The organism is Acinetobacter albensis, assembly GCF_900095025.1.
In the GTDB taxonomy this organism is placed as follows: Bacteria; Pseudomonadota; Gammaproteobacteria; order Pseudomonadales; family Moraxellaceae; genus Acinetobacter; species Acinetobacter albensis.
Genome location: NZ_FMBK01000010.1, coordinates 45,404 through 57,940, shown reverse-complemented (window position 1 = coordinate 57,940; position 12,537 = coordinate 45,404). Strand labels below are relative to the sequence as shown.

Here is a 12,537-nt window from a genome sequence, read left to right as displayed (position 1 = left end):
ATTTATGCCTAAATTATTGTCCTAAATAAATTTTCATAATCTGTTCACCCCAGAGAAAGGCAATCCAGCCAGCAATGGCTATATAAGGGCCGAAAGCAAAAGGTTGATTCTCTTTACGGATCTTAAGCAGAATAATGCCAATAATTGCACCCACCATTGAAGAAAGCAGCACGATTAATGGCAGCATTAAAGGGCCCATCCATGCACCTAACGCAGCCAGTAACTTAAAGTCTCCATAACCCATACCTTCTTTGCCTGTAATAATTTTGAACAGGTAATACACAATCCAAAGACATAAGAAGCCAATGATATAGCCCCAAATAGCAGCGGTTGGAGAAGTGTAAATCGCATAGCTGTTTATTCCTAAGCCCAGTGCTGCCAAGGTTAAAGTATAACGATCAGGTAAAAGTTGAGTATCAAAATCAATAAAGGTGAGGGCGATTAAAATCCATGTCAACAACAAGCCAAAAAGCATCTGTAAGGTTGGACCAAAGACAGCCACAACCACCAACGAAGAGACGGCTGTTAATAATTCAATAAAAGGATAACGAATACTGATGGGATTTTGGCATGAACCACATTGACCACGAAGTATTAACCAGCTAATAACCGGAATATTTTGATACCAGCGAATGGGACTTTGACACTTTGGGCAAGTTGAATTTGGTTTGCTGAGAGTAATTTTAGTCTCATCAATCATGGGTTGTTCTGGATGAAGTAAAAATTGGCAGTCGCTACGCCATTCTTGTTCCATCATTTTCGGGGTGCGATAAATCACGACATTCAAAAAGCTACCAATACATAGGCTCAAAAGCCCAACGATCAAATAAAGTGCAGTTGGAGTGTTGATCAGATAATCCAGAAATTCTTGCATTACACCACAGAGCCCATTTGGAAGATTGGAAGATACATTGCAATGACCAAGCCGCCGACTAGGACACCTAGGACAGCCATAATTAAAGGTTCCATCATAGAAGTCAGGCCATCTACAGCATTATCGACTTCATTTTCAAAATGAGTCGCGACTTTATCCAGCATACTATCAAGAGCACCAGACTCTTCACCAATTGCCACCATTTGTACGGCCATGGAAGGGAATCTATTGGTCACACGCATAGCAAATTGTAATTGTTGACCTGTTGCCACATCATCACGAATTTTCATCACGGCTTCTTCATAAACTACATTATTGGTTGCACCCGCTGTAGACTCTAAGGCATCAATGAGCGGTACACCCGCAGCAAAAGTAGTGGCTAATGTACGGCTATAACGCGCGATAATGGCTTTATAGACCAAATCACCAAAAATGGGTGCTTTAAGAGCAGCCCTATCTAAGAAGTCACGAAACTTTTTACTACGTTTTTTAGCTTCCATAAAGCTAGCGATAATGGCGCCGATCGCAATAATCAGAAGAAACCAATATTTTTGCATCCATTCCGACATATTGACCACCATTTTGGTAAAAGCAGGTAGATCGGCACCAAATGAGCTAAAGAGGTCTTGGAATACAGGTACGACTTTTACCATCAAAATAATGGTCACAATGACCGCAACCACGACAACTGCTGCGGGATATTTCATGGCTTTTTTAATTTTTTGTTTTAACAGTTCACTTTTTTCTTTATAGATGGCTACACGATCAAGCATCGTTTCCAATGCACCGGACTGTTCGCCCGATTCCACCAAAGAACAAAATAAATTGTCAAAATGTTGAGGATATTTGCGTAAAGCCCCTGCAAATGTGTTGCCGCCTTCAACCTCACCTTTAATTCCAAGAACCACTTCACGCATCGAGGGATTTTCAAGACCTTCAGCGACAATTTCAAAACTTTGAACCAGAGGCACGCCTGCTTTCATCATGGTGGCCAGTTGGCGTGTAAAAATAGTGATATCGAGTGTAGAAACCTTCTTTTTCATTAATCCTTCGAGAATATTTTTTCTTTTTTCTCGAATGGTTTTAATGGTAATACCTTGTTTGCGTAAGGTTACTTTGGCCAGTGCCATATTACGCGCGGGTAATTCCCCTTTTAGTTTTGCCCCTTTACGATCTACCCCTTCATAACTGAAGATTGGCATCATCTGCGCTTTTTTAACAGCCATGAATTTATCCTTATTTTTAAATGCTTTCGTTATTCACTGGTCACACGATTCACTTCTTGAAGTGACGTGATTCCTTGCATGACTTTCATTAATCCTGAACGACGCAAATTATTAAACCCCGATTTTAAAGATGCAGCAGCAATTTCAAGTGCATTGCCATCTTCCATAATAATTTTTGAAATTTCAGGTGTTACTTTCATTACTTCATAAATCCCAACACGGCCTTTGTAGCCTTCTCGGCATTCTGAGCAGCCTGCTGGTTGATAAACATGGAAATCTGGATGTTTGAGGTCTGCTTCAGTAAAGCCCATTTCTAATAAGCTAGGTTCTGGAATATTCGCGGGTACTTTACATTGTGGACATAAGCGTCGAGCTAGACGCTGTGCAATCACCAAGTTTACCGAGGTTGCAATATTGAAGGAAGGTACCCCCATATTTCTGAGTCGGGTCAAGGTTTCAGGTGCACTGTTCGTATGTAATGTGGACATGACCATATGACCCGTTTGCGCTGCTTTAATTGCAATTTCAGCCGTTTCTAAATCTCGAATCTCACCGACCATGACAATATCAGGATCTTGTCGCAAGAAAGATTTAAGTGCAGCAGAGAATGTTAATCCCACTTTTGCATTTACATTGACCTGATTAATTCCTTCCAGATTAATTTCCACTGGATCTTCGGCAGTTGAAATATTGGTATCTTCACGGTTCAGAATATTCAAACCTGTATATAGAGATACCGTTTTACCTGAACCTGTAGGTCCTGTAATCAATAACATACCTTGAGGTTTATCTAGTGCTTGCATGAACAATTCTTTTTGCTCTGGTTCATAACCTAAAGCATCAATTCCAAGCATGGCACTTGAAGGATCGAGAATACGCAGAACTAATTTTTCACCAAATAGAGTAGGGAGTGAATTCACACGAAAATCAATGGCTTTGCTTTTCGAAAGTTTAAGTTTAATTCGTCCATCTTGAGGTAAGCGTTTTTCTGAAATATCCATTTGCGACATGACTTTTAAACGCGAAGCCAACCGTGTAGCAAGTTGCAGCGGTGGATTGGCTATTTGTCTTAATACACCATCTACACGATAACGCACACGATACATTTTTTCATACGGTTCAAAATGTAAATCTGACGCACCCATACGAATTGCATCAATCAGTAACTTATTAATATATTTTACAATCGGTGCTTCATCTGCCTTCTGGTCATCATCTTCATCCTCTTTTTGGCTAATATCCTCCTGTTCAAGATTAAGATCGATATCATCATCTGAAAATTCAAAGGTATCTGCTTCAGCAAAATTTTGCTCAATGAGTTTTTGTAATTTTGGGTATTCAACAATAATGGCTTCAACATTCATTTTACTGCTAAAACGAATCGCGTCCATGGCATCCATATTGGTGGGATTGCTGGTGGCGATATACAGTAAATTGCCGCGTTTAAAAATCGGAAGAATGCGATGTTTGGTTATAATTTTCTCATCAATTCCTTCACGAATAATCTGGGCTGGATCATAAATGCTCAAGTCGAATAGTGGTTCACCAAATTCCTGAGAAATTTTTTCTGCAATTTGTAAGGCCGGTATTTTTAACTGATCAATTAAATAAGGAACAATATCTTGATGGGCTTTTTTTGCACTTAATATTGCATTCTGCATGTTTTCAGCAGAAACGATCTCATCCTCAACTAAACGTCGAATAAATCCCGTAAATTTTGGTGAACTCTGTAGTGCTGCCATGCTTAAGTATGCCTGTTCAATTCATTTGTTTATAATTGGTATCTGTGAATTATACTTTTGTTAGATCAAAATACCATATCAGAAAATGTTGTCATCTACTTAATATTAGATAAAACTTTGAACCAGTCGCAATTAGACATGAATATTTTTATACAGAATATAGGTATACAGGATAAAAAATAAAATAGATTAAAAAAGCACAATGAAAAATTATCTATTTGTGACTAAATTACGTGTAGAATATGCGCGGTTTAATGAATTGTCATGAATGGGTTACTGTATGTCGGGTTCGGCTGTTACTCCTTGGGTTGTCGGTAATTGGAAAATGAACCCAATGCAGGCAGAGGCCAAAGAATTAGTAAGTGGTTTAAAAGAATTATTGAAAAATAATCCAATCAAAGAAGAAGATTGTTATTTAGGTGTTGCGCCTACAATGCTTGCTTTAAGTGCTATTCAAGCAGAATTCTCCAGTGCAACACGTGTAATTTATACGGTTGCCCAGAATGTATCAATTATTGAGGGTACAGGAGCTTATACCGGTGAAGTGAGTGCACAACTGCTTCAAGACCAACAAATTAAATTCGTTCTGATTGGGCATTCAGAGCGCCGTGAAATATTTTCAGAAAACACACCTATACTCAATCAAAAAGTAAAACATGCATTAGCTGCTGATTTAACTGTAATTTACTGTGTGGGTGAGAGTCTACAACAGCGTGAAAATGGTCAGGCAGAGCAAGTGGTTTTACAACAAATTTGTGATATTGCCTCGGTAGTTCAAGCAGAACAGTGGCAAAAAATTGTGATTGCCTATGAACCGATTTGGGCAATTGGAACTGGTAAAACGGCGTCTCCTGAAGACGCACAGGCCATGCATGCTAAAATTCGAGAAGGTTTAACTCAAATTACTCCGTTCGGCGCGCAAATTGCCATCCTTTATGGTGGTAGTGTTAAGCCTGAAAATGCAGTAGAGTTGGCTGCCTGTCCAGATATTAATGGTGCGCTGGTCGGCGGTGCATCTTTAAATGCTGAATCTTTTTACAAAATTGCTCAGGCATTTGCACATACAAAATAAAGAGGAGTTCAGCATGCAAACTTTTGTGTTGGTGGTACATATTATTTTAGCGATTTTAATGATTGTATTGATTTTAGTACAACATGGTAAGGGTGCAGATGCGGGTGCATCATTTGGTGGTGGTGGTGCTGCTACTGTATTTGGTGCTTCTGGGTCAGGTAATTTTTTAACGCGTTTAACTGCGGTGTTGACGGCCTTATTTTTTATTACAAGCTTGTCTTTAGCCGTATTTGCCAAAAAACAAACTACGGATGCTTATAGTTTAAAATCTGTTCAAACCACGACAACTGCACCAAGCAAATCGGCTGAAACTTCACCAGTTGCACCGAAAACAGCTGAATAACTCTATTTAGCTCTTCCTTTTTGAGGTTGATGCGAATAGAATGCGACACAGCTGCGGTGGTGGTGGAATTGGTAGACACGCTACCTTGAGGTGGTAGTGCCTTCGGGCGTGGGGGTTCAAGTCCCCCCTTCCGCACCAACTTGTAATCCAGAACATAAGTTGGTGTGTGCGGCAAATCTGTTGATGCGGGATGGAGCAGTCTGGTAGCTCGTCGGGCTCATAACCCGAAGGTCGTTGGTTCAAATCCAGCTCCCGCTACCAATACTATTTAGAAGCAAACTAAATAGGTCATTTAAATTAAATGATGATTAATTTTTGCATGTTGTTGCGGGATGGAGCAGTCTGGTAGCTCGTCGGGCTCATAACCCGAAGGTCGTTGGTTCAAATCCAGCTCCCGCTACCACTTTTTGATTTGGGTGCAACCAAATCAAGCAACCGTTGAACAGTTTTTGATTGAAAATGTTCAGTGAATTGTATATAATTTTTGCACGTTGTTGCGGGATGGAGCAGTCTGGTAGCTCGTCGGGCTCATAACCCGAAGGTCGTTGGTTCAAATCCAGCTCCCGCTACCAAGTTTCTAAAAGGCTCACAAAAATGGTGGGCCTTTTTGCACAGTGGACTTTGGTTTTTCTGTGTACACAGGGGCGATTACGCCCTTTTTTATTGGCTATCGTGTAGTGTCGACATCCATTGGTCAAATTGTCATGTTTCACTACTAATATAGTTGAGTTAGTCTGAACCGGTCACAGCGACAATTGAATCGCACAACAATGACGAGAGTAAATGAAGCTATCAAATAAAACCCAAGCACTTCAAGACTTAATAACTCCTGCAGTGCAAGCTTGTAATGTAGATCTTTGGGGAATTGAATTTATTCCCCAAGGTAAACGTTCTTTATTGCGTATCTATATTGACAAAGCGAGTGAAAACAACACGCAACCTGTCATGAATGAAGAGGGTGAGCTTGAAGAGGGTGTAGGTATTGGCGTACAAGATTGTGTTCGAGTAACACAACAAGTCGGTGCAATGCTTGATGTCCATGATCCGATCTCTGGAGAGTATTCACTTGAGGTTTCTTCTCCTGGTTGGGATCGTCCATTTTTCCAACTTCATCAGATGCCAGCTTATATTGGAAAGCAAATTGCTTTACGCCTGATTAGTGCTGTAGAAAACCGTCGTAAATTTCAAGCAAAACTGATTGCTGTTGATCTTGAAAATGAGATCATTCAAGTTGAAGTTGAAAATCAACATGTACTAGAAATAGACAGTCATAATATCGACAAATCAAATTTGATCTATCAAGATTAATTCATTCAATAAATAAGAATCTGAACGAATAGGTGACTTATGGCTCGTGAAATTCTTACCGTTGTAGAGACGGTTAGTAACGAAAAAGGTGTAAGTCGTGATGCAATTTTTGAAGCACTTGAACAAGCTTTAGTTGCTGCGACTAAAAAGAAATTTTACGAAGGTACACACGCTGAAGAAGCAGAATTACGTGTAGAAATTGACCGTAAAACTGGTGATTACCGTACTTTCCGTCAATGGGAAGTGGTCGCTGATGAAGATCATGAAATGCCTGCTTGTCAAGATGCGATTTCTGATTTAGATCCTGAACAGTGGTCAATCGGTGATATTCGTGAGCTTGAAGTAGAGTCGATTGATTTTGGTCGAATTGCTGCACAAATTGCGAAACAAGTGATTGTACAAAAAATTCGTGAAGCTGAGCGAGCATTAGTGGCCGATGCCTATGAAGCTAAAGTCGGTGAACTCATTTATGGTGAAGTGAAAAAGCAAACCAAAGATGGCTTTATTATTGACTTAGGTGATAATGCTGAAGCTTATCTGTCTCGTGAAGAAATGATTCCGAAAGAAATTCTTCGTCCTAAGCAACGCTTGACCGCTATTTTATATAGCGTAAATCGTGAAGGCCGTGGCGCACAATTGTTATTGACCCGTGCTCGTCCTGAAATGTTAATGGCTTTGATGAAGAAAGAAATTCCTGAAATTTCTGAAGAAATCATCGAGATTAAAGCGGCTGCCCGTCAACCGGGTGTTCGTGCTAAAATTGCTGTGAAAACAAACGATCACCGTATTGATCCTGTCGGTGCATGTATTGGTATGCGTGGTACGCGTATCCAAGCTGTACAGTCAGAGTTGAATGGTGAACGTATTGATGTCGTGGTTTGGTCTGATGACCCAGCACAGTACATTGCCAGTGCTTTAGAACCTGCTGATGTATCAAGCATTGTGATTGATGAAGATGTTCATAGCGCAGATATTATTTTTGCAGCTAGCGATCAATTGGCACGTGCCATTGGCTCACAAGGTCAAAATGTTCGTTTGGCATCTGAATTGACAGGCTACAAACTGGACATGATGCTCGAAGAAGAATTCTACGCGCGTCAACAAAACGAAGCTCAGCAGTATTTAGACATGTTTGTAACACGTCTTGATATTGAAGAAGATTTGGCTATGGCTTTGGTTGAAATGGGCTTTACTTCACTTGAAGAGATTGCTTATGTTCCAGCTGAAACATTTGATGAAATTGAGTTAGATGCTGAAATTGTTGAATTATTGCAAAGCCGTGCGAAAGAAATTACGTTGGCAGATGCTTTAAAACAGCAAGAAAACATCCAAGATCCAAGTGCAGAACTTGTTGCAATGGAAGGGATGACACAAGAAATTGCTTATGCGCTTGCAGCTCGCGGTGTGGTAACAGTTGATGATTTGGCCGACCAAGCCACTGACGATATTGAAGATATTGAAGGTTTGGGTGCTGAAAAAGCAGGTCAACTTATTATGAAAGCGCGCGAATCATGGTTTAACTAGGAGGAAATATATGACGGACAAGTCAATTCAAGAGTTAGCACTCAGCGTAGAACGTCCTGTTGAAAAGCTCCTAGAGCAGGTTCGTGAGGCAGGTTTACCGCAACGTAAAGCTGACGATATTATTTCCACTGAACAACAAAATACCCTTGTGAACCATTTGAAGAAACTTCATGGTCAAGACAATGGGAATGCAGGAAAAATCACGTTGAAACGTAAAACAACCAGTACTGCTAAAGTAGCCAGTACATCAGGTAAGGCAAAAACAATTAACGTAGAAGTGCGTAAAAAGCATACGTTTGTTAAGCCAGATCCAGAACAAATTAAAGCAGAAGCTTTAGCAAAAGCGGAAGCTGACAAGTCACGTACTGAATCTAAAGCGAGTGACAATTCACCACAAAATACATCTGCTGAAGCAGCTGTAAATACGCAAGGCGCGTCTAAGGCGAAACAAGCTTTAGAAGCGATGCGTGCAGCAGCCAAGCAAGAAACGGCCAAGCAAGAAGTATCTAAAGCTGCTGTAGTGGTAAAACGTAAGTCAAACAATAAACCGATTGTGAAACAAGCGGTTAAAGTGACTGAGACAGCAGAACAAAAGAAAGTACGTGAAGCTCAATCTGCACAATTAAAAGCCGCTGAAGAAGCAGCACGTCGCAAATCAGCTGAAGAAGCGCAGCAGCGTACACTTGAGCAAATGCGTCAAATGGCGTCTAAGTATACTTCTGAAGATACTACAGCCACCATTCGTGTTGTTGATGATTCTCCACTAGCAGCTGGTCTTGTTGGTCAGGCATATGAAGATTCATTTGCCAAAGAAGACCGTGAGATTAAGCGTGGTGGTAACACGACCAGTACACGTGCACCGAAAAAGGGTGGCCGTCGTGGTCAGGAAGAGCAAAGTTTCAGCAAGCAACCTAAACGTGGTCTGAAAACCAGTCAGGCTGGTAAACATGGTTTTGAAAAACCTGTTAAGAAACAAGTTTATGATGTAGAAATTGGTGAAACGATTGTTGTTGCAGATCTTGCAGCGAAAATGGCGGTTAAAGTTCGTGAAGTTATCAAATCGCTTATGAAAATGGGCGAACTGGTCACGCAAAACCAAGCGATTGAACAAGAAGTTGCATCACTGGTGGTTGAAGAAATGGGTCATAACCCAGTTCTAGTATCAGATACGCAAGCTGAAGATAACTTGTTGGTTGCTGCTGAAGAAGCGCGTGGTGAACAAACCACTCGTGCCCCAGTAGTCACGATTATGGGTCACGTTGATCATGGTAAAACATCACTTCTAGATCGTATTCGTCGTACCAAAGTGGCAGCGGGCGAGGCAGGGGGTATTACCCAACATATCGGTGCTTACCATGTTGAAACTGAGAAAGGTATTATTACCTTCTTGGATACGCCAGGACATGCTGCATTTACCTCAATGCGTTCACGTGGTGCCAAAGCGACTGATATCGTCGTTCTGGTTGTAGCAGCAGATGATGGTGTAATGCCACAAACTGCTGAAGCAATTGATCACGCTCGTGCTGCAGGTACACCAATCATTGTTGCAATTAACAAGATGGACAAAGAATCTGCTGATCCAGATCGTGTATTGAATGAATTGACCACGAAGCAAATTGTTCCTGAACAATGGGGTGGTGATGTTCCAATTGCAATGGTTTCAGCACACTCTGGTCTAGGTATTGATGAACTTCTTGATCTGATCCTCATTCAATCTGAACTTCTTGAGCTTAAAGCATCTGAACAAGGTGCAGCACAAGGTGTAGTGATTGAAGCCCGTGTCGATAAAGATCGTGGTGCGGTTGCTTCTATTCTTGTACAAAATGGTACATTGAAAGTGGGTGATTTAGTCCTTGCTGGTGGTTCTTACGGTCGTGTTCGTGCGATGGTAGATGAAAACGGAAAACGTATTCAATCAGCAGGTCCTTCAATTCCTGTAGAAATTTTAGGTTTACCTGAAGCGCCAATGGCGGGTGATGAAGTTCTTGTTGTCAATGACGAGAAAAAAGCCCGTGAAGTTGCGGATGCGCGTATTGCGCGTGAACGTGAACAACGTCTTGAGCGTCAAAGTGCAATGCGTCTTGAAAATATCATGTCATCAATGGGCAAGAAAGATGTTCCATTCGTTAACGTGGTTCTTAAGACTGATGTACGTGGTACTTTGGAAGCACTTACTGTTGCATTGAATAGCTTGTCTACTGATGAAGTTCGTGTACGTGTGATTGGCTCAGGTGTCGGTGCAATTACCGAATCTGATGTTAGTCTTGCTGAGTCTTCAGAAGCTGTTCTACTTGGATTTAACGTACGTGCCGATACGACTGCGCGTCAAAAATCTGATGCAGATGGTATTGATATTCGTTATTACAGCATCATTTATGAATTAATTGATGATGTGAAAGCAGCAATGAGCGGTAAACTCGCACCTGAACATCGTGAAACGATTCTGGGTGTAGCGCAAGTCCGTGAAGTATTCCACTCAAGTAAATTTGGTGCAGCTGCAGGTTGTATGGTACTTGAAGGTATGTTACACCGTAACAAACCAATTCGCGTTCTACGTGATGATGTGGTGGTATTCCAAGGTGAACTTGAATCACTTCGTCGTTATAAAGAAGTGGTTGAAGAAGTTCGTGCTGGTATGGAATGTGGTCTTGCAGTCAAAGGTTATAAAGACATCAAAGCACTTGATAAAATCGAAGTGTATGATGTTCAATTGATTAAACGGAGTCTTTAATGGCGGGTAGTCAACGTCTTAAGCGAATGGGCGATACAGTACAGCGCGAGTTGTCTGAACTGATTCGTCAAGAGCTTAAAGATCCACGCTTAGGTGGTCTTGTGACCATCTCTGCGGTCAAAGTCAGCGCAGATTTAGGCTATGCAGAAGTTTACGTCACCATTATGGGACGTGAACTTGGCGATGATCAAAGTGAAGCAGCAAATAAGGAAACTTTAGAGGTGCTGAACAAGGCCTCTGGTTTCTTGCGTCATGAATTGAGCCGTCGTATCAAGACACGTATTACACCGCGTTTACGTTTTCATTATGATAAAACCAATGCATACGGTAACTATATGTTTGGTTTAATTGCAGAAGCAGTCAAGGATTTACCTCCTGCTGATGATGCAACACCAGATGAAAAATAATGCGTTATTGATCATAAAAAGCCACCTTCGGGTGGCTTTTTATTGTACTTGTTTTATCTTAAAGCAATGTCATATGACGAAGACAGAATAAAAATCAAATCTGAATTAGTCTACATCATTCGCAGCATTCTTTTTTAATTTAGGAACACGACGACGACTACGTTGCCAAGGCAAAGGACGATCTAAAGCTTCGGGTACTTCACCACTCGATGAACGTAAACGTAAATGTAAAGCAGCTTGAGCCATCAAATTTGCAGAAACAGGTGCGGTAATAAAGGAAAATAGCGTAATCAGTATTTCAGCAAATCCAAAACGTCCATGAAAAGCTGAAAAAATAATGGCGGCCATTAAAAAACTGCCCAGTCCCAGTGTGCTGGCTTTGGTTGGTGCATGTAATCGCATAAAAAGATCGGGAAGGCGCACCATACCTATTCCACCGACCAGCGTGAAAAAAGCACCAATCATCAAGAAAATTGAAACCAGAATTTCCATTATAAGTTGCGTCATGTTCACTCCTAATCGACCACATGGCCAGTGGTAAAGTAGCGAGCAAGCGCAGCGGTAGAAACAAAGCCGAGCATTGCAACCAATAAAGCACCTTCAAACAATGAAGTACTTGCCCAGTAGATTCCTAAAATAATAATGAGACAGGTGGCATTCAGAAAAAGTGTGTCTAAAGCCAAGAGACGATCAACAATCGATGGTCCCATCACCAAGCGAATTAAACATAAAAACATTGAGAGGGTAATTGCGACCAGACATAGACCGAGCGCATAAGGCAAAATGCTCATGTATCATCTCCTCTTTCTACATTAAAAATCGTCATCAATGGTTTTTCATAACGATTTTTAATGTCTTGAATATCGATCTCTGTGTCATCTGAACTTAAGGCATGGACCAGAATATCACCGCGATCTTGGTCAATTCCCGCAGTCACTGTGCCTGGTGTGGTGGTAATAATTAATGCGAGAAGTACATTTACCTGTTCATGTTCAGTCTCTAAAGGCACACGAAACCATTTAGGATGAAGTTTACGGGTAGGACCAAGCACCAGTTGAGCGACTTTAATATTACAAATAATAATATCCCAGAGCACAACAAAAAATAGTTTGAAGGCCAAGATCCATTGAATATCAGGTGTACGCGCAATAAATGGTTGAATTAATCGAGGAATAAAAATTCCAAGTAATACCGCCATAAATAAGGTGGTTGCCTCAAGATTATGTGCCAACATGACCCAACTTAAAGTGACAATCACCGAAACAAATGGATGCGGTAACCAGTTTTCCCAAAACACTCGTTTCTGCATG

Annotated in this window: 12 protein-coding genes and 4 tRNA genes; 10 read left to right on the top strand and 6 right to left on the bottom strand. The window is 41.0% G+C overall.

All coding sequences use genetic code 11. The features are described from left to right. Positions 1-13: 13 nt before the first annotated feature. The 3 genes from GA0116959_RS09535 to pilB are packed head-to-tail and all read right to left on the bottom strand — an operon-like array spanning position 14 to position 3,842. Positions 14-874: a prepilin peptidase gene (locus tag GA0116959_RS09535; protein ID WP_092720515.1), complete on the bottom strand. Its 861-nt coding sequence runs from the start codon at positions 872-874 to the stop codon at positions 14-16. Beyond that, positions 874-2,100 (bottom strand): type II secretion system F family protein, encoded by a 1,227-nt coding sequence (locus tag GA0116959_RS09530; RefSeq protein ID WP_092720514.1) that lies wholly within the window; start codon positions 2,098-2,100, stop codon positions 874-876. Before GA0116959_RS09530 ends, GA0116959_RS09535 begins: the two co-directional genes overlap by 1 nt. 29 nt (positions 2,101-2,129) lie before the next feature. Beyond that, complete coding sequence (pilB, locus tag GA0116959_RS09525; protein WP_053578933.1) at positions 2,130-3,842, bottom strand: type IV-A pilus assembly ATPase PilB; 1,713 nt, start codon at positions 3,840-3,842, stop codon at positions 2,130-2,132. 280 nt (positions 3,843-4,122) lie between these two features. Between pilB and tpiA the strand changes: the two genes are divergently transcribed. The 10 genes from tpiA (at position 4,123) to GA0116959_RS09475 (ending at position 11,227) form a co-directional block, all read left to right on the top strand. After that, complete coding sequence (tpiA, locus tag GA0116959_RS09520) at positions 4,123-4,914, top strand: triose-phosphate isomerase (RefSeq protein ID WP_092720563.1); 792 nt, start codon at positions 4,123-4,125, stop codon at positions 4,912-4,914. Positions 4,915-4,927: 13 nt separating this feature from the next. Beyond that, positions 4,928-5,257 carry a preprotein translocase subunit SecG gene (gene secG / locus GA0116959_RS09515; protein WP_053578931.1) on the top strand — a complete coding sequence of 110 codons (330 nt, stop codon included), beginning with the start codon at positions 4,928-4,930 and terminating at the stop codon, positions 5,255-5,257. A 53-nt stretch (positions 5,258-5,310) separates the two neighbouring features. After that, positions 5,311-5,395, top strand: a tRNA-Leu gene (locus GA0116959_RS09510). Between the two features lie 46 nt (positions 5,396-5,441). Continuing rightward, positions 5,442-5,518, top strand: a tRNA-Met gene (locus GA0116959_RS09505). Between the two features lie 65 nt (positions 5,519-5,583). Further along, positions 5,584-5,660 (top strand) — tRNA-Met (locus tag GA0116959_RS09500). Positions 5,661-5,752: 92 nt separating this feature from the next. Further along, positions 5,753-5,829 (top strand) — tRNA-Met (locus GA0116959_RS09495). 211 nt (positions 5,830-6,040) lie between these two features. Beyond that, positions 6,041-6,565: a ribosome maturation factor RimP gene (gene rimP / locus GA0116959_RS09490; RefSeq protein WP_053578930.1), complete on the top strand. Its 525-nt coding sequence runs from the start codon at positions 6,041-6,043 to the stop codon at positions 6,563-6,565. 39 nt (positions 6,566-6,604) lie between these two features. Continuing rightward, entirely contained in the window at positions 6,605-8,089 is a 1,485-nt protein-coding gene (gene nusA / locus GA0116959_RS09485) for a transcription termination factor NusA (protein WP_053578929.1), read from the top strand. Between the two features lie 10 nt (positions 8,090-8,099). Next, positions 8,100-10,820, top strand: a complete 2,721-nt coding sequence (infB, locus tag GA0116959_RS09480; RefSeq protein WP_053578928.1) for a translation initiation factor IF-2 — start codon at positions 8,100-8,102, stop codon at positions 10,818-10,820. After that, positions 10,820-11,227 (top strand): ribosome-binding factor A, encoded by a 408-nt coding sequence (locus GA0116959_RS09475; RefSeq protein WP_053578927.1) that lies wholly within the window; start codon positions 10,820-10,822, stop codon positions 11,225-11,227. The genes infB and GA0116959_RS09475 overlap by 1 nt, the downstream gene beginning before the upstream one ends. A gap of 105 nt (positions 11,228-11,332) precedes the next feature. Here GA0116959_RS09475 and GA0116959_RS09470 read toward each other — a convergent pair whose 3' ends face one another. Genes GA0116959_RS09470 through GA0116959_RS09460 form a run of 3 tightly spaced genes read right to left on the bottom strand, consistent with a single transcriptional unit; the run spans position 11,333 to position 12,536 of the window. Continuing rightward, positions 11,333-11,734 (bottom strand): Na+/H+ antiporter subunit G, encoded by a 402-nt coding sequence (locus GA0116959_RS09470; RefSeq protein WP_092720513.1) that lies wholly within the window; start codon positions 11,732-11,734, stop codon positions 11,333-11,335. 8 nt (positions 11,735-11,742) lie between these two features. Beyond that, positions 11,743-12,018: a monovalent cation/H+ antiporter subunit F gene (locus GA0116959_RS09465; RefSeq protein WP_092720512.1), complete on the bottom strand. Its 276-nt coding sequence runs from the start codon at positions 12,016-12,018 to the stop codon at positions 11,743-11,745. After that, positions 12,015-12,536, bottom strand: coding sequence for a Na+/H+ antiporter subunit E (locus GA0116959_RS09460; protein ID WP_092720511.1), 522 nt, complete (start codon positions 12,534-12,536; stop codon positions 12,015-12,017). The genes GA0116959_RS09465 and GA0116959_RS09460 overlap by 4 nt, the downstream gene beginning before the upstream one ends. Between the last annotated feature and the right edge of the window lies 1 nt (position 12,537).